This window comes from Bradyrhizobium sp. HKCCYLRH3099 (assembly GCF_051167855.1).
Classification (GTDB): Bacteria; Pseudomonadota; Alphaproteobacteria; order Rhizobiales; family Xanthobacteraceae; genus Bradyrhizobium.
Map to the genome: position 1 here is coordinate 1 of NZ_JBNPTW010000020.1, position 16,525 is coordinate 16,525.

The following is a 16,525-nucleotide window of genomic DNA, read 5'->3' on the forward strand; positions in this document are numbered from 1 at the left end:
CGTGAAAGTCTGAATCTCTACAAATACTTGATTCTCAGCCGGCCATATCGTCGATTTTTGACTCAGTAGTATTAGCGAAGCGTAATCCGCCGCTTCCTGTCTACAGAGAGACGGCGGATTACGCCTTCGGCCAATCCGCCCTACGGGCTATGCAACTGTCGATCTGACGAATGCCTCATGAGTGAGACATGGATTATCGCAGTCTATTGCACGCAGCGACTGCCATCCAGAATCGATGTTCATCAGTATCGCCGTCAGCGAGCGCGCGTTCTGCCAGTTTGGTTGCGTAGGCTGCCGCCGAGAATCCGTGCCGGTCCAGTTGCTCATATGCGACGCGGCCCACTTCCATCCAGAACTCGTGATCGTAAGGTTCGTCTGCCATTCGTGTTCCGGGCCGCGGCGCTCACTGTTGCAGGTCAGCAATGACCCATGCTTGTTCTGGGCGCAACCTTGGTGGTCCGCTGGCGACTGTCAATTGGTCCGTCGGTTCGCCCTCGTGTGAACGCTGCGAAGCCGGTCGTCGGGCAAATCACAGCCATCGTGCCAAGTCCTGTCAAGGTCTTCCGAAAAACATAAACCATTTGGTGATTTCGCCAAATCAGCATTATAGTCCCGGCCATCCCGTTGCACGGTAGGGGACGGTTCGCGGTCGTCACGGACGTTGGCAAGGGGATGCGGTGGACGCGGGCGGCGGCGTGTGATGAGCACGGACGACCGTGCGGATCGCGGACGGTGAAGGCGTGTGGTTCTGATACTCCGATGCTAGTATCAACCCGGCGACGATGCCTGGCGGCGTCACGTTGGGGATGGTGGCCAGAAAGCCCGGTGCACCAGGAAGAGCGCGCTATAGCTTGTTAAAACCATCGCGCGGGGAAGGCCGGGTCTGTCCGGCTGTACTCGTGGTGACTGCCGCCTGCTTTTTTGTTTGCAGGCGGGCCACGGGCCTCAGCCGAGGTCCGGCCTTCCTCGCGCCCTCCATTTGGAAGAGGGCGGGATCTGGAGCACAACTCGGGCGCGGGATGCGTCGCGAGAGCGTGGGTGCTCGTGTCCCTGATCAGCCCGATGCTGTTTGAGATTGTGGATCAGTGTTGCCGCTTGCAATGACGGAAGGATGCAGCATGCCGCGCGGACGGTGAGCTCCCCTCCCCCTTGCGGGGAGGGGTTGGGGGTGGGGGTCTCCGGGCGCTGAATTTTCTTGGGATGCGGGAAGTTTTTTCTCCTCACGCGGCGTGAGAACGTTGCGCCAAGTATGCGTGCGCGATCGAGAGAGCGGAGTTCGGGGACCCCCACCCCCGGCCCCTCCCCGCAAGGGGGAGGGGAGTGGACCGGCCGTGGTGTGAGAGTGTGGCCGTTGCGGGAAGGCGCGAACGAAAAAGGCCGCGCTGGGCGCGGCCTTTTGGAAGGTCTGCGGCGCTGAGGCCGCCTTGCGAGGCGCGTCGGCTTACTTCGCCGCCGGCCCGATGCTCACCTTCAGCGTGCCGACGCCGTCGACGCCGCATTCGATCTTGTCGCCGGCGACGACCGCCGCCACGCCAGCCGGCGTGCCGGTCATGATGATGTCGCCGGCGGCGAGTTCGACCTGCTGCGAGAGCTTCCAGATGATCTCCGGCACGTTCCAGATCAGCTCGGAGAGGTCGCCGGTCTGGCGCTCGGTGCCGTTGACGGACAGCCAGATCTTGCCCTTCGACGGGTGGCCGATCTTGGACGCGGGCACCACGGCGGAGCAGGGCGCGGAATGGTCGAACGATTTGCCGACTTCCCAGGGGCGCTGCATCTTGCGGGAGGCGAGCTGCAGGTCGCGGCGGGTGAGGTCGATGCCGACGGCGTAGCCGTAGACGTGGTCGAGCGCCTTGTCGGTCGGAATGTTCAGGCCGCCGCTCTTGAGCGCGACCACCAGCTCGACCTCGTGATGCATGTCCGTGGTCAGCGGCGGGTAGGGGATGACCGCGCCCTCGGGCGCCAGCATGTCGGCGTGCTTCGCAAAGAAGAACGGCGGGTCGCGCTCGTCATTGCCCATCTCGCGGATGTGCTCGAGATAGTTGCGGCCGACGCACCAGATGCGGCGGACCGGGAAGACACCGGCTTCGCCCTGGACGGGAAGAGAAGGCTGCGGGAAGGCCGGGATGACGGTGGAGCTCATGAAAGGTCTCGATGCGGTGAAATGAATGGATCAGGACGTCGCGGTCATGGGGATGACGTTCGGCCCCATGTCGCGCTGTTGCAGGCGGAAGAACGAAGCATAGCGGCCGCCACGGCGCAACAGATCGTCATGCCGGCCGCGCTCGACGATGTCGCCGGCCTCGACGACCAGAATGGCGTCGGCGTTCATGATGGTGTGCAGGCGATGCGCGATGACGATGGTGGTGCGGTTCTGGCAGAGATGCTCGATCGCCTCCTGCACCTGGCGCTCCGACTCGGAGTCCAGCGCCGCGGTGGCCTCGTCGAGCAGGATGATCGGCGCATTGCGGACCAGCGCGCGGGCGACCGCGATGCGCTGGCGCTGGCCGCCGGAGAGCTGCGTGCCGTGCTCGCCGACCGGCGTGTCGTAGCCGAGCGGGAAGCCCATGATGAAGTCGTGCGCACAGGCCGCCTTCGCCGCCTCGATGATCTCGGCCTCGGTGGCGCCGGGCTTGCCGAAGGCGATGTTGGCGCGGATCGAATCGCGGAACAGGTAGACGTCCTGGCCGACATAGGCGGTCTGCTCGCGCAGGCTCCGCCGCGACACCTGCGAGATCGACTGGCCGTCGATCAGGATGTCGCCCCCGGTCGCCTCGTAGAAGCGCAGCAGCAGCGCCAGCACGGTGGACTTGCCGCCGCCGGACGGGCCGACCAAAGCGGTCACCTTGCCGGGCTCGGCGACAAAACTCATCCGGTTGAGCACCGGCTCGTTGTCGCGATAGGCGAAGGAGACGTCGCGCAGCTCGATCCTGGCCTGATTGAGCTTCAGCGCCGGCTTGTCGTCATCGGGCTTTTCGCTGGCGGGGCTGTCGACGACTTCGAGCAGCATGCGCGCGCCGACGAGCTGGCTGTTGAGATCGATGTTGAGCCGGGCGAGGCGCTTGGCCGGCTCGGTCGCCATCAGGAAGGCGATCATGAAGGAGAAGAACTGGCCGGGCGTGGCGTCGAGCGCGACCACGGAATAGCCGGCATACATCAGGCAGCCGGCGACGGCGAAGCCGCCGAGCATCTCCATCAGCGGATTGGAGCGGTTGGAGACGCGGGCCATCTTGTTGGCGTTCTGCTCGACGGCGGCGATGTTGGCATCGATGCGCGCGCGCATCGTGTCCTCGAGCGTGAACGCCTTGACGGTGCGGATGCCCTGCAGCGATTCCTGCATCGTCTCCAGGATGTCGGCATTGCCGGTGAACTGGCTGTAGGCAAGGCCCTTGATGCGCTTGACGAGCTTGCGCAGCACCAGCATCGCCGGCGGCACCACGAGCAGGCCGAGCAGCGACATCCAGGGATCCTGCAGCACCATCACGGCGATCATGCTGATCAGCGTGATGAGATCGCGCCCGATGGCGTTGATCAACATGCTCAGGATGTCGGTGATCGACTTGGCGCCGGAGGTGAGGCGGGCCAGGAACTCCGAGGAATGGCGCTCGGAGAAGAAGCCGACGCTCTCGTTCATCAGCTTGGCGAACAGCTGCCGCTGATTGTTGGCGAGGATGGCGTTGGAGATCTTCGACAGGATGACGGCGTAGCTGTAGGTGGTGATTCCCTTGACGAACAGCAGCAGCACGGTGACGCCGGAGAGCGCGACGATGCCGGGGATGCTCTTCTCGACATAGGCCTTGTTGATGACCTGGCCGAGCACGTAGGTCGCCGCGGCGCTCGCTCCGGCGGCGACCGCCATCAGCGCGAAGGCGGTGAGATAGCGGCGCCAGTAGACGAGGCCCTGTTCCATCACGAGGCGGCGGATCAGGATCGCGGCGCCATAGGGATCGTCGGTGATCTTCTTGGGAAATTCGGCCATTCTGGTCCCTGGCCGCCCCTCGGCAAATCGCCGGAGCGGACAGGTGTGCTTGCCCGCTCGGGGCGGCTTTTTCAAGCCCCCCGCTCTCCGGCTAAGTGCTTGATTCTACGCCGAGGCCCGCTGCAAGGCGCCGCTGTGGCGTTCCAGGAACAGTTTCTCCTCCCAGGCCAGCGCATGGGCGGCGATCGTTTCCAGATTGTCGTAGGCCGGCGTCCAGTCGAGCAGGGCCTTGAGCCGGCTGGTGTCGGCGACCATGCTGACGATGTCGCCGGGGCGGCGCGGCATCGACTGGGTCGGGATGGCGCGGCCGGAGACGCGGCGGACGGCCTCGATGGTCTCGAGCACCGAATAGCCGCGGCCATAGCCGCAATTCAGCGTCACCGAGGCGCCGCCGGTGCGCAAATAGGCCAGCGCGGCGCGATGCGCCTGGGCGAGGTCGCTGACATGGATGAAGTCGCGGATCGCGGTGCCGTCCGGGGTCGGATAGTCGGTGCCGAAGATGTCGATCTTGGCGCGCTGGCCGGTGGCGACCTCCATCGCGATCTTCATCAGATGCGTGGCGCCGACCGTGGCGAGGCCGATGCGCCCCTGCGGATCGGCGCCTGCGACGTTGAAATAGCGCAGCACGACATAGTTGAGGTCATGCGCCGCGGCCGCGTCATGCAGCATGATCTCCGCCATCAGCTTCGAGGTGCCGTAGGGCGAGGTCGGGCGCGTGGGCGCGGTCTCGAGAACCGGAACCTGCTCGGGCTCGCCATAGACCGCGGCGGTCGAGGAGAAGATGAAGCGGCTGATGCCGCGCTTGACCGCCGCGTTCAGGAGGCTGCGCGTGGTCATGGTGTTGTTGCGGTAATACAGCAAGGGATCGCGCACGGACTCCGGCACCACGACCGAGCCGGCGAAATGGATGATGCTGTCGACGCCGTGCTGGCTGATGACGCCGTCGACGAGGTTCTCGTCGCCAGCATCGCCGATGAACAGCGGCACGCCGTCGGGCACGAAAGCGGAAAAGCCGGTCGAGAGGTTGTCGATCACCACGACATCCTCGCCGGCTTCTGCCAAAGCGAGCACCATGTGGCTGCCGATATAACCGGCGCCGCCCGTCACCAATACAGTCATCGTTCGCCGCAATCCCTGTTGTTTTCAGGCACGGTAACGCCAATGAAATGAAGGACTTCTTGAACGGGGATGCGAACTGGCGGCGGTGCTCAATGTCCCGTATAGGGAACCGCTAAAATTGGAGTGATTGGGTGGGTTCCGAGCCGTTTTCCGCCGCCGATCTCGACGTGATCGTGCCGAACCTGCACCGGCGCTATTCCGGGGTGACGGCCACCAACCGCATGGTGGCGCCGAAGCTGGCGAAGCTGGTGCGCGCGGCCTGGTTCGGGTCGTATGCGCCGGAGGGGATCGCGCGGATCGGCGTGACCGATGTGCTGAAGCTGTGGGGCCGGCGGCGGCCGCTGATCTGGCATGCGCGCCGCAACGACGAGATGATCGTCGGCGTGATGATGCGCGCGCTCGGCTGGCCGCTGAAGCTGGTGTTCACATCAGCCGCGCAACGCCATCACAGCTGGATCACGCGCTGGCTGATCCGCCGCATGGACGCGATCATCGCGACGAGTGACATCTCGGCGTCCTATCTGAAGCGCGAGGCCACGGTGATCACGCACGGCGTCGACACCGAGGTGTATCAGCCGCCCGTCGATCGCGCCGCGGCCTTCGCCGAGAGCGGACTTCCCGGCAAATACGCCATCGGCTGCTTCGGCCGCGTGCGCGCGCAGAAGGGCAGCGACGTGTTCGTCGCCGCGATGTGCCGGCTGCTGCCGCGCTATCCGGAGTTCTCCGCCGTCCTGGTCGGCGCCGTGACGCCCGAGCAGATGCCGTTCGCGAGCGAATTGAAAAAGCAGATCGCGGCCGCAGGCCTGGAGCAGCGCATCGTCATCACCGGCGAGCTCGACATCGCCGAGGTGCAGCGCTGGTACCAGCGGCTGACGATCTACGCGTTCACCTCGCGCAACGAAGGTTTTGGCCTGACCTTGATCGAAGCCATGGCCGCCGGCGCCGCGCTGGTCGCCGCGCGCGCGGGCGCCGCCGAGATCGTGGTGGAGGAGGGCGTCACGGGCAGGCTGGTGCCGCCCGGCGATATCGATGCGCTGGTGACCGCGCTGGAGCCGCTGATGCGGGATCCGGATGCGGCGCTCGCGATGGGTGAAAAGGCGCGAGCGCGCGTGGTGGACAAGTTCAGCCTCGAAGCCGAAGCCGACAAGATCGCCGCGGTCTATCGCGGCCTGGTCTGAGCAATGACGTCGGCGACGAACGCATCGAGGTCGCCGCCGGCAAACAGGAAGCCGGGGAGACCGGCGGCTTCCGCGGCAGCGATGTCGGACGACCGATCGCCGATCACGAAGCTGCCCTCGCGCTGCACGGGCCAGTGCTGCATCAGGTCGAGGATCATCCCGGGCTGTGGCTTGCGCCAGGGATGCTCGCGCAGATATTGCGCGACGGAGCCCTCGGTATGGTACGGGCAATAGCGGATGTCGTCGATCACGGCGCCCTGCGCCGCAAGCTCCGCGCGCATCCAGTCATGCAGGCTGAGCACGTCGTCCTCGCTGAACAGCCCGCGCGCCACGCCGGACTGGTTGGTGAACAGGAAGACGTGATAGCCGGTCTCATTGAGCCGCCGGATCGCAGGACCCACATTCGGCATCCAGCGGATGCGGTCGGGGGAGCCGATGTAGTTGTCGTCGTGATTGAGGACGCCGTCGCGATCGAGAAACGCCGCGGGCTTGAGCTGGGCATTCGTCATCTAGGGCTGGTCTCGCATCAAGGCCGCCTCGATGGTCTCGCAAATGCCGTGCGCGGTGGCGAGGTGGATCTGCTGGATCAGCGGCGTGTCGTCGCTCGGCGCGACCAGCAACTCGTCGCACAGCTCGGCCATGGCAAGGCCCTTCGCGCCGGTGAAGCCGATCGTGACCAGCCCACGCTCGCGCGCCTTGCGCAGCGCGTTGAGGATGCTCGGCGAGCGGCCCGAGGTCGAGATCGCCAGCAGCACGTCGCCCTTGACGCCGAGGCCTTCGACCTGGCGGGCAAAAACGTGATCGAAGCCGTAGTCGTTGCCGATTGCCGTGAGCGCCGAGGTGTCGGTGGTCAGTGCGATCGCGGCATAGGCCGGCCGCTCCTGCTTGTAGCGGCCGACGATCTCGGCGGCGATATGCTGCGCATCCGCCGCGCTACCGCCATTGCCGACGATCAGCAGCTTATGGCCGCCGCGCAGCGCCGCGATGATCTCAGCCGCGATCCGCTCGGCGCTCGCGAGCATCGCGGCATCGCAAGCGGCGCGCGCCATCGCGGCTTGCGAGCGGGCGAGATGGCTGGCGATCAGGCTGTCCGGTACGGAGGTCACGGTGCTGGCTCGGATGGCAACAGGGCCGGTGTAGGGGGCGCGGCGTTGCGGCGCAAGCTAGGGTCCCACCGGGATCGCGGCCTTGGCCAGGATCTGCTGCGCAAGCGTCGCCACGTCGGTGGCCGGGATGTCGCGCATGCAGCGGTGGTCGTTCATGCGGCAGACCGGACGATGGCAGGGCTGGCAGGGCACCTGGGTCTTGGTCTGCACCGTCGCGGCGAGACCATTCAGGGGGGCCCAGTGGTACGGGCTGGTGGGGCCGAAGATGCCCATGGTCGGCGTGCCCAGCGCCGCCGCGATGTGCATCAGGCCCGAATCATTGGAAATGGCGACACCGGCCGCCGCCATCGCCAGGATGCCGTTGCGCAGATCGGTTCCCGTGAGGTCGCGGACGTCAGGCCCTCCCTGAGACACGATCTCCGCGGCGAGCGCCTTCTCACCGGGACCGCCGACCACCCAAACGTCGAGGCCGGCGGCGATCAGCAGCCGCGCTGCCTCACCGTAAAACGGCCAACGCTTACCGGAGCCGACCGAGCCCGGCGCCAGCGCGACCGCAGGGCGATTGCCGAGGCCATTGGCCTCGCGCCAGCGTGCGAAATCCTCCGACGGCACCCTCAGTTGCGGCACGGGCCATTCCTGAGGCAGCGGCGCGCCGTCCGGACGGGCCAGCGCGGCATTCTTGTCGATGAAGCGCGGCAGCTTCTTCTCGCCCCAGCGCCAGCGGTTCAGCAGCCCGAACCTGAATTCGCCGACGAAGCCGACCCGCTCGGGAATCGCGGCCAGCGCGGGCGCCAGCGCCGACTTCCAGGTCCGCGGCATCACCAAAGCGGTGCGATAGTGACGCTCGCGCAACAGGCTGGCGAGGTGCCACTGCTTGGCCAAAGCCAGCCGGCTGCGCGGCAGGTCCCAGACGATGCCGGAACGGACGCCGGGCATGTAATCGACCAGCGGGGCGCACAGCGACGTCACCAGCAGGTCGACGGGACGATTCGGCCAGCGCTCCTTGAGCACCCGCACCACGGTGTGGCCACGGACGAAATCGCCGATCCACATGTAGGGGATGATCAGGATCGGGCTGGCGTCGTCGGCGTCCACCTCGACCTTGGCCGAATTCACGTTCATTCTTTATCCGCTTGCCTGTGCGCGGCGCTGGTAGCCGCTCGGCCGCCGCAGGTAAAGTGGGCGAGCGCTGCCGTCACCAAACCGCTTACACTTTGGCCCCGCATGCGCTACGCGAGGGCCGGGTTTTCGGGATCAGGACGGGTTGCGCAATGTTGCTGGTGACCGGCGGCGCCGGGTTTATCGGATCGAATCTGGTGGCGGCGCTCAACGACGCCGGCCGGACCGACGTCGTGGTGTGCGATACGCTCGGCAGCGCGGGCAAGTGGCGCAATCTGGCCAAGCGGCAGCTCGCCGACGTCGTGCCGCCGGCGGAACTCGGCGAGTGGCTCAACGGCCGCCGCCTGGACGCGGTCCTGCATCTCGGCGCGATCTCCGAGACCACTGCGGTCGACGGCGATCTCGTCATCGAGACCAACTTCCGCACCTCGCTTCGCCTGCTCGACTGGTGCACGGCGAGCGCCACGCCGTTCATCTATGCCTCCTCGGCCGCCACCTATGGCGACGGAGCGCAGGGCTTCGTCGATGATCCCTCGCTCGCCGCGCTGAAAACGCTGCGGCCGATGAACCTCTATGGCTGGAGCAAGCATCTGTTCGACATGGCGGTGGCGGCGCGCGCCGAGCGCGGCGACAAGCTGCCGCCGCAATATGCAGGCTTGAAGTTCTTCAACGTGTTCGGGCCCAACGAGTACCACAAAGGACCGATGGTCGGCGTGCTCGCCCGCCGCTTCGACGACATCAAGGCCGGCCGCACCATCCAGCTGTTCAAGTCGCATCGCGAGGGCATTGCGGACGGCGACCAGCGCCGCGACTTCATCTATGTCGACGACATCGTGCGCGTGATGATGTGGCTGTTGGCCTCGCCGTCCGTGTCCGGGCTGTTCAACGTCGGCACGGGCGAGGCGCGCAGCTTCAAGGAGATGATGCTGGCGGCCTATGCTGCGCTCGGAGCCACGCCGCGGATCGAGTACGTCGACATGCCCGAGGCGATTCGCGGCAGCTACCAATATTACACGAAGAGCGACGTCCGCCGGCTGCAGGCCGCCGGCTATAATGGCGGCTTCACCTCGCTCGAGGACGCCGTCGCCGACTATGTCCGCGGCTATCTCGATTCGGCCGATCGATTCCGCTAGAGCATGATCACGCTGACCCCCATCCAGACGTATCGAGACTGCCGCTGATGTTCGACTTCGACGATCTCTCGCAAGCGATCGCCCGCCAGACGGTGCTGTGCGTCGGCGACCTCATGCTGGACGAGTTCGTCTATGGCGAGGTGTCACGGATTTCGCCGGAGGCGCCTGCGCCCGTCATCGCCGTCCGGCGCAGCGAGACCAACATCGGCGGCGCCGGAAATGTCGCGCGCAACATCGCCGCCCTCGGCGCGCGCTGCGTGTTCGTCGGCCTCATCGGGCAGGACGCGGCCGGTGATCAGCTCGAGGCCGAACTCGCCAAGGAGGCCGGCATCGAGAGCGTGCTGGTGCGCGATCCCGCGCGGCCGACGACCCGCAAGGTGCGCTTCGTCTCCGAGCATTTCTCCACTCACATGCTGCGGGCCGATTGGGAGCGTGCTGCCCCCGCGAGCGGCGAGATTGAGCAGACGCTGATCGCGGCCATCCTGCCCTTGCTCGCACGCGCCGACATCGTGCTGCTGTCGGACTACGCCAAAGGCGTGCTGACGGCGCGCGTGCTGCGAAACGTGATCGATGCCGCGCGCAAGGCAGGCAAACGGGTGATCGTCGATCCGAAGAGCGCCAATCTCGCGATCTATCGCGGCGCCAGCGTGTTGACGCCGAACCGCAAGGAGTTTTCGGAAGCCACGCGCAGCCGCGCCGAGACCGAGCAGGAGATCGCCGTGGCCGCGCAAGATGCGATCTACCTCGCCGACTGCGAGGCGATCCTGGTGACGCAGAGCGAGCGCGGCATGACGCTGGTGCCGCGGCAAGGCGATCCGGTCCACGTGCCGGCCTATCCGGTGAAGGTGCGCGACGTCTCCGGCGCGGGCGACACGGTGGTCGCCGTGCTGGCGGCGACCTTGGCGGCCGGCGCCGGCTGGGCGGACGCGTTGCGCATGGCCAGCGCGGCGGCGGCCGTCGCCGTCAGCAAGCAGGGCACCGCCAGCGTGACCGCGGCCGAGCTCCGGCGCAAGATCCTGCCGCATGCCTATCTCGCGGCCGAGGAGAAGATCATCACCGGCGATGATGATCTGGTCGTGCGCGTCGAGGCGTGGCGCCGCGACGGATTGCGCGTCGGCTTCACCAATGGCTGTTTCGACATCCTGCATCCCGGCCATGTGAAGGTGCTGACGGCAGCGCGCGCCGCCTGCGACCGCCTCGTGGTCGGGCTGAACAGCGACGCCTCGGTCAAGCGGTTGAAGGGCGAAAGCCGGCCGGTGCAGGACGAGCGCGCGCGCGCCGAAGTGCTGGCGGCCTTGGAGGCGGTCGATGCCGTCGCGATCTTCGGGGAAGATACGCCGCTGCGCCTGATCGAACTGGTCCGGCCGAGCGTGCTGGTCAAGGGCGGCGACTATACGCGTGAGCAGGTGGTGGGACATGAGGTCGTCGAGGCCCATGGCGGCGAGGTCCTGCTGATCGACATCCTCAAGGGACACAGCACGACGGCGCTGGTGGATCGCGCGCGGAGCGACAAGCGATGAGCGCGCTGGCAGGCCATCCCGGCCCGACCTTGCTGGTGCGCCGCTGGCGCGATCCCGCGGCATGGCGGACCACGTCCGACGTCGTTGCGATCCTGCTCGCGGTCTCGCTGCCGTGGTCGACGTCGCTGGTGTCGATCCTTGGCGTGGTCATGCTGATCACGATGGTGCCGTTTCTCGACATCGACCGCCTGCTGCAGGTGCTGAAGCGGCCGATCGCGCTGGCGCCGATCGGGCTGTTTCTGCTGGCGCTGCTCGGAACGCTGTGGTCCGACGTTGCCTGGGGGGCGCGGCTGTATGCGGTCGGACCGGCGGCCAAGCTGCTGGTGCTGCCGGCGTTGTTCTATCACTTCCAGCGCTCCGAGCGCGGTCTGTGGGTGTTCGCGGCCTTTCTCGGCTCCTGCGCGCTGATGGTCGTGGCGTCGACGGCGGTCGCGTTCAATCCGGCGCTGGCGCTGAAGGCGAATGCCGACCGCGGCATCTTCGTGAAGAACTACATCGACCAGGGCCAGGAGTTCTCGCTCTGCGCCGTGGCGCTGGCCTATCCGATCGCGCAGCTGTTGCGCTCGCGCCGCTATTGGCAGGCCTCTCTGCTGACGGCGCTGATGATCGCCTTCCTCGCGAACATGGCCTTCGTCGTCGTCTCGCGCACGGCGCTGGTGACGATCCCGATCCTGGTCGCGGTGTTCGGCCTGATGCATCTGCAATGGCGCGCCAACCTCCTGATCGCGGTCTCTGCTCTCGGGCTCGGCTTCGCGGCATGGGCGGTCTCGCCGCAATTGCAGGCGAAGGTCGCGACGTTCACCAGCCAGTATGACGACTATCGGAACGATCGCGCCACGACCTCGATCGGGGAGCGCCTGGAATACTGGCGCAAATCGCTGCGCTTCTTCGCCGAGGCGCCGCTGATCGGCCATGGCTCCGGCTCGACGCGCCATCTGTTCGAGCTCGCCGCGAGCGGAACCAAGGAGCTTGCCTCGGGCCAGGTGATCGGCAACCCGCACAACCAGACGCTCAACGTCGCGGTGCAATGGGGCGCGCTCGGCGTGATCATCCTCTATGCGATGTGGGCCGTGCATCTGCTGCTGTTCCGTGGCGAGGGGCTCGTACCGTGGATCGGCCTGCTCGTGGTGGTGCAAAACATCTTCACCTCGCTGTTCAACTCGCACATCTTCGATTTCCACGAGGGGTGGATGTATGTGATCGGCGTCGGCGTGGCCGGCGGCATGGTACTGAGATCGCGGGCGCAGGCCGAGACGACACAGGGGCCTGTCACGTCATGACGCGTCTGGCCCAGTTGACCTACCGGAACCTGCTGATCGCGGCGCATGACATCCTGGTCAGCGTCGTCGCGCTGTTCGCGGCGTTCTACATCCGCTTCGAAGGCGCCAGCTCCTTCTGGGAGCGGGTGCCGCTGCTGCTGCAGCTCCTGCCTTACTTCATCGCCTTCAGCTTCATCGTCTTCTACTTCTCCAATCTGCTGACCACGAAGTGGCGGTTCATCTCGCTGCCGGATGCGCTCAACATCGTCCGCGTGGCGACCGTGCTGACGCTGGCGCTGCTGGTGCTCGACTACATCATCGTGGCGCCGAACGTGCGCGGCACGTTCTTCTTCGGCAAGCTCACGATCATCCTGTACTGGTTCCTCGAGATCCTCGGGCTGAGCGCGCTGCGTTTCGCCTACCGCTACTTCCGCTACACGCGGGTGCGCCGGCACGCCAGGTCGGACGATGCCGCGCCGGCACTGCTGATCGGCCGCGCCGCCGATGCCGAGGTGGTGCTGCGCGGCATCGAAAGTGGCGCCGTCAAGCGCATCTGGCCGATCGGCATTCTCTCGCCGTCCGCGGCCGATCGCGGCCAATTGATCCGTGGCGTTCCCGTGCTCGGCGGGATCGATGACGTCGAAGACGTCGCCGCCGATTTCGCCCGGCGCGAGCGGCCGATCGCGCGCGCGCTGATGATGCCGACTGCGTTCGAGCCCGACTGCCATCCGGAGACGTTCCTGATGCGCGCGCGCCGCTTGCGCCTGATCGTCAGCCGGCTGCCGTCGCTGGAGAGCGGGGATGCGCCACGGCTGGCGCCGGTCGCGGTCGAAGATCTCCTGCTGCGGCCGAGCCACAAGATCGATTACGGCCGGCTCGAAGCGCTGGTGAAGGGCAAGGCCGTCGTCGTCACCGGCGGTGGTGGCTCGATCGGTGCCGAAATCTGCCAGCGCGTCGTGGCTTTCGGCGCCGCGCGGCTGCTCATTCTCGAGAACTCCGAGCCGGCGCTCTATGCGATCACCGAGGCGCTCGCGGCGGACCCCGAGGCGAATGTCGCCGTCGAGGGCCGCATCGCCGACATCCGCGATCGCGACCGCGTGTTCGCGCTGGTCGGCGAGTTCAAGCCGGATCTGGTGTTTCACGCGGCCGCCTTGAAGCACGTGCCCATTCTGGAGCGCGACTGGAGCGAGGGCGTCAAGACCAACATCTTTGGCTCGATCAACGTCGCCGACGCCGCGATGGCCGCCGGCGCCGAGGCCATGGTGATGATCTCGACCGACAAGGCGATCGAGCCGGTGTCGATGCTCGGCCTCACCAAGCGCTTCGCCGAAATGTATTGCCAGGCGCTCGATCGCCAGCTCGCCGAGCGTCCCGCCGGCCGGCCGCCGATGCGGCTGATCTCGGTGCGGTTCGGCAACGTGCTGGCGTCCAACGGCTCCGTCGTGCCGAAGTTCAAGGCGCAGATCGAGGCGGGCGGCCCGGTCACCGTGACCCATCCGGACATGGTGCGCTACTTCATGACCATCCGCGAGGCCTGCGATCTCGTCATCACTGCAGCCTCGCACGCCTTGGCGCCGCAGCGCCCGGATGTGTCGGTCTATGTGCTGAACATGGGCCAGCCGGTCCGCATCGTCGAGCTGGCCGAGCGCATGATCCGCCTCTCAGGGCTGCAGCCGGGCTACGACATCGAGATCAAGTTCACCGGCATCCGTCCGGGCGAGCGCCTCAACGAGATCCTGTTCGCCAGCGAAGAGCCCCCGGTCGAGATCGGTGTGGCCGGCATCATGGCGGCCACGCCGAACGAGCCGCCGATGCCGACCTTGAAGGCCTGGATCGCGGCGCTCGACCAGGCGATCACGCGCAACGACCCGGTGACGATCAAGTCGGTGCTGAAGGATGCCGTGCCGGAGTTCGGCTCAAGCGCCGCCTGATCGCGGCCGCGAGAAGCGGCGGAGCACGAAGGCGACGGCGGCAAGGCCCGCGAGCAGCAGGAGCCCATCCGCCGCCATCGACTGCAAGGCGACCGAGGCGCCGGCCAGCGCGGCGAGCCAGAGATTGAGCACGAAGACCTCGCTGACCACACGCGCAACGGTGAAGCCGTTGTCGGTCGCCTGCTGATAGAAGTGCGTGCGGTGCGCCGCCCAGAACGGCTCGCGCCGCGCCATCCGCCGCAGCAGGGTGAAGGTCGCATCGACCAGATAGTACAGCGGCAGCAGCAGCGCCGCCGCCACATATCCTTGCCACGCCAGATGCAGCAGGCCCCAGCCGAGCAGGAGGCCGATCGGCAGGCTGCCCACATCGCCGAGAAAGACCTTGGCGACAGGGCGGTTGAACGGCGCGAAGCCGAGCAGGGCGCCTCCGAGCGCGGCTGCGATGGCGGTGGCGGGCCACGGCAGTGATCCGGACACGCCGAACAGGACCAGTGTCGCCGTGATCGGCACCGCTTCCGACACGGTCATCAGGTCGAGCCCGTCCATGAAATTGACGAGGTTGACGAACCAGAGCCCCGCGATCAGCAGCAGCGTGCGCTCGACCGCAAGCGGGATCGGAAACAGCCTGAGGTCGTCGGGCGCGGTGAAGATCACGAGCGCAACGGCCAGCCCCTGCAGGACGAAGCGCGGCAGCACGGGGATCGGTCTGACATCATCGACCAGGCCGACCAGCGCCAGCATCGGCACCGCGATGAACAGCATCAGCAGTGGCGCAAAGCCCATCACGGAGGCGAACGCGCCGCCGACCACGAGCGTCGCGCCGATCACCGCGATCCCGGCGCCCTGAGGCGTCGGGATCTTGTGCGAGGAGCGCGCGTTCGGCCGCGCCAACGCATAGCGCTGCAGCAGGGGACGCAGCAGCACGATGAGCACGGCGCACATCACGGCCGCAAGCAGGGCGACAAGGGCCAGGATGGTCGCTGGATTTGCGATCATCGCGGCGCGCCCGTCGCGGAGGTGAGGCGATCATACAGCGCGACCACCGAGCGGCCGATGATCCGGGCCGAGAGCTTGTCCTCGACCAGCTTCCGGGCCGCCGCGCCATAGTGGGTGCGTAGTTCGGCAGAGGTCGCCAGCTTAGCCATCGCTTCGGCGAGTGCGCTGGCATCCTCCACCGGCACCGACAATCCCGTCTGGTTGTGAATGGCGATCTCGCGGCACCCCGGCGCATCGGTCGAGACCAGGGGCCGGCCGCAGGCCGCAGCCTCCAAGAGGCTCACCGGAAGACCCTCGCGATGCGACGGCAGCACCGCGATATGGCAGCGCCGCCAGAGCTCGGTGATGTCCTTGATCTGGCCGAGCAGGGTGATGCCGGGCTCCTTGCGCCAGGCCTCGATCTCTTCGGCGGACACGGAGGCCGGATTGGCCGGATCGGGGGAGCCTGCGATCAGCAGCTGATCGTCGCGGCCCTGCTGGCGCAGGATGCGGTGCGCCTTGACCAAGGCGCGGACGCCCTTGTCGGTGAGCAGCCGCCCGGCGAAGCCATAGGTGATCGGGCCGTCCGGTTCGGGCAGCGGCTGGAAGCGCTCGGTGTCGACGCCGGAGCCCGGGATCAGCGTGATCTTGTCGGCGCGGACGCCCATCGCCTGCAGCGCCTCGCGATCGTCCGGGTTCTGCACGAGCACGCAGCTCGACGCCCGGTTCATCAGGCGCGGCAGCAGCCATAGCAGGCCCTGCTTGAGCAGGCGCGAGCGGAAGCTCGACGAGGTAAAGACGTAGCCAAGCCCGGTCAGGGCGTTGACCACCGGGGTCGCGTGCCCGAGCGCGGCGAGTGAGCCGAGCACGCTCGCCTGCAGCCCCGAATGGTGTACGACGTCAGGCCGGATGGCGGCCTGCACGGCCCGGATGGCGCGGATCGTTGGCCAGGCCGACGACGGCGACAGGCCGCCGCGCTGGAACGGGATCGGATGCAGCACGAAGCGTTCGGCGGCAATCGCGGCCGCGCCCGCATTCACATTGGTCGCGACATGCACCTCGTAGCCGGCCTCGCGCGCCGCGCGTGCCATCGGCAGGCGATGCATCAGGAAGGCGAAATCCTCATTGGCCACATAAAGCAGGCGGCGCGGCGAAGCAGGGCGGGGCGGGGACATCACTTTCACGGTCTCGGGCGGTCGCAGCGCCGTA

General features: G+C 67.0%; 13 protein-coding genes. 5 read left to right on the plus strand and 8 right to left on the minus strand.

Annotation, left to right across the window (positions count from 1 at the left end; genetic code table 11):
- Window positions 1–1,441: 1,441 nt before the first annotated feature.
- From ACQR1Y_RS28835 to galE, 3 genes are all read right to left on the minus strand, one after another.
- Window positions 1,442–2,140 carry a fumarylacetoacetate hydrolase family protein gene (locus ACQR1Y_RS28835; protein ID WP_434879048.1) on the minus strand — a complete coding sequence of 233 codons (699 nt, stop codon included), beginning with the start codon at window positions 2,138–2,140 and terminating at the stop codon, window positions 1,442–1,444.
- Window positions 2,141–2,170: 30 nt separating this feature from the next.
- Entirely contained in the window at window positions 2,171–3,976 is a 1,806-nt protein-coding gene (locus ACQR1Y_RS28840; protein ID WP_434879049.1) for an ABC transporter ATP-binding protein, read from the minus strand.
- Window positions 3,977–4,081: 105 nt separating this feature from the next.
- Window positions 4,082–5,095: a UDP-glucose 4-epimerase GalE gene (gene galE, locus ACQR1Y_RS28845; RefSeq protein WP_434879050.1), complete on the minus strand. Its 1,014-nt coding sequence runs from the start codon at window positions 5,093–5,095 to the stop codon at window positions 4,082–4,084.
- 131 nt (window positions 5,096–5,226) lie between these two features.
- Between galE and ACQR1Y_RS28850 the strand changes: the two genes are divergently transcribed.
- Complete coding sequence (locus ACQR1Y_RS28850; RefSeq protein WP_434879051.1) at window positions 5,227–6,273, plus strand: glycosyltransferase family 4 protein; 1,047 nt, start codon at window positions 5,227–5,229, stop codon at window positions 6,271–6,273.
- Here ACQR1Y_RS28850 and ACQR1Y_RS28855 read toward each other — a convergent pair.
- From ACQR1Y_RS28855 to waaF, 3 genes are read right to left on the minus strand one after another with little or no spacing between them, the layout of a single operon-like run.
- Complete coding sequence (locus ACQR1Y_RS28855; protein WP_434879052.1) at window positions 6,255–6,782, minus strand: D-glycero-alpha-D-manno-heptose-1,7-bisphosphate 7-phosphatase; 528 nt, start codon at window positions 6,780–6,782, stop codon at window positions 6,255–6,257. The two genes, ACQR1Y_RS28850 and ACQR1Y_RS28855, sit on opposite strands and share 19 nt — an antisense overlap.
- Complete coding sequence (locus ACQR1Y_RS28860; RefSeq protein WP_434879053.1) at window positions 6,783–7,379, minus strand: D-sedoheptulose 7-phosphate isomerase; 597 nt, start codon at window positions 7,377–7,379, stop codon at window positions 6,783–6,785.
- A 57-nt stretch (window positions 7,380–7,436) separates the two neighbouring features.
- A complete protein-coding gene (waaF, locus tag ACQR1Y_RS28865; RefSeq protein WP_434879054.1) occupies window positions 7,437–8,501 on the minus strand; it encodes a lipopolysaccharide heptosyltransferase II in 1,065 nt (354 codons plus the stop codon).
- A 149-nt stretch (window positions 8,502–8,650) separates the two neighbouring features.
- Between waaF and rfaD the strand changes: the two genes are divergently transcribed.
- The 4 genes from rfaD to ACQR1Y_RS28885 are packed head-to-tail and all read left to right on the plus strand — an operon-like array spanning window position 8,651 to window position 14,341.
- Complete coding sequence (rfaD, locus tag ACQR1Y_RS28870) at window positions 8,651–9,631, plus strand: ADP-glyceromanno-heptose 6-epimerase (RefSeq protein ID WP_434879055.1); 981 nt, start codon at window positions 8,651–8,653, stop codon at window positions 9,629–9,631.
- 47 nt (window positions 9,632–9,678) lie between these two features.
- Window positions 9,679–11,151, plus strand: coding sequence for a D-glycero-beta-D-manno-heptose-7-phosphate kinase (gene rfaE1 / locus ACQR1Y_RS28875; RefSeq protein WP_434879056.1), 1,473 nt, complete (start codon window positions 9,679–9,681; stop codon window positions 11,149–11,151).
- Window positions 11,148–12,431, plus strand: coding sequence for an O-antigen ligase family protein (locus ACQR1Y_RS28880; RefSeq protein WP_434879057.1), 1,284 nt, complete (start codon window positions 11,148–11,150; stop codon window positions 12,429–12,431). The genes rfaE1 and ACQR1Y_RS28880 overlap by 4 nt, the downstream gene beginning before the upstream one ends.
- Window positions 12,428–14,341: an SDR family NAD(P)-dependent oxidoreductase gene (locus tag ACQR1Y_RS28885; protein ID WP_434879058.1), complete on the plus strand. Its 1,914-nt coding sequence runs from the start codon at window positions 12,428–12,430 to the stop codon at window positions 14,339–14,341. The genes ACQR1Y_RS28880 and ACQR1Y_RS28885 overlap by 4 nt, the downstream gene beginning before the upstream one ends.
- Here the strand turns inward: ACQR1Y_RS28885 and ACQR1Y_RS28890 are convergent.
- Window positions 14,327–15,337 (minus strand): glycosyl transferase, encoded by a 1,011-nt coding sequence (locus ACQR1Y_RS28890; RefSeq protein WP_434879059.1) that lies wholly within the window; start codon window positions 15,335–15,337, stop codon window positions 14,327–14,329. The two genes, ACQR1Y_RS28885 and ACQR1Y_RS28890, sit on opposite strands and share 15 nt — an antisense overlap.
- Window positions 15,334–16,491 carry a glycosyltransferase family 4 protein gene (locus tag ACQR1Y_RS28895; RefSeq protein ID WP_434879060.1) on the minus strand — a complete coding sequence of 386 codons (1,158 nt, stop codon included), beginning with the start codon at window positions 16,489–16,491 and terminating at the stop codon, window positions 15,334–15,336. Before ACQR1Y_RS28895 ends, ACQR1Y_RS28890 begins: the two co-directional genes overlap by 4 nt.
- Window positions 16,492–16,525 lie beyond the last annotated feature (34 nt).

Excerpts from the sequence above, each read along its gene's own strand:
- ACQR1Y_RS28895 (WP_434879060.1), bottom strand. The coding sequence starts at position 16,491 with ATGTCCCCGCCCCGCCCTGCTTCGCCGCGCCGCCTGCTTTATGTGGCC.
- ACQR1Y_RS28855 (WP_434879052.1), bottom strand. The coding sequence starts at position 6,782 with ATGACGAATGCCCAGCTCAAGCCCGCGGCGTTTCTCGATCGCGACGGC.
- ACQR1Y_RS28840 (WP_434879049.1), bottom strand. The coding sequence starts at position 3,976 with ATGGCCGAATTTCCCAAGAAGATCACCGACGATCCCTATGGCGCCGCG.
- galE (WP_434879050.1), bottom strand. The coding sequence starts at position 5,095 with ATGACTGTATTGGTGACGGGCGGCGCCGGTTATATCGGCAGCCACATG.
- ACQR1Y_RS28890 (WP_434879059.1), bottom strand. The coding sequence starts at position 15,337 with ATGATCGCAAATCCAGCGACCATCCTGGCCCTTGTCGCCCTGCTTGCG.
- rfaE1 (WP_434879056.1), top strand. The coding sequence starts at position 9,679 with ATGTTCGACTTCGACGATCTCTCGCAAGCGATCGCCCGCCAGACGGTG.
- waaF (WP_434879054.1), bottom strand. The coding sequence starts at position 8,501 with ATGAACGTGAATTCGGCCAAGGTCGAGGTGGACGCCGACGACGCCAGC.
- rfaD (WP_434879055.1), top strand. The coding sequence starts at position 8,651 with ATGTTGCTGGTGACCGGCGGCGCCGGGTTTATCGGATCGAATCTGGTG.
- ACQR1Y_RS28880 (WP_434879057.1), top strand. The coding sequence starts at position 11,148 with ATGAGCGCGCTGGCAGGCCATCCCGGCCCGACCTTGCTGGTGCGCCGC.
- ACQR1Y_RS28835 (WP_434879048.1), bottom strand. The coding sequence starts at position 2,140 with ATGAGCTCCACCGTCATCCCGGCCTTCCCGCAGCCTTCTCTTCCCGTC.
- ACQR1Y_RS28885 (WP_434879058.1), top strand. The coding sequence starts at position 12,428 with ATGACGCGTCTGGCCCAGTTGACCTACCGGAACCTGCTGATCGCGGCG.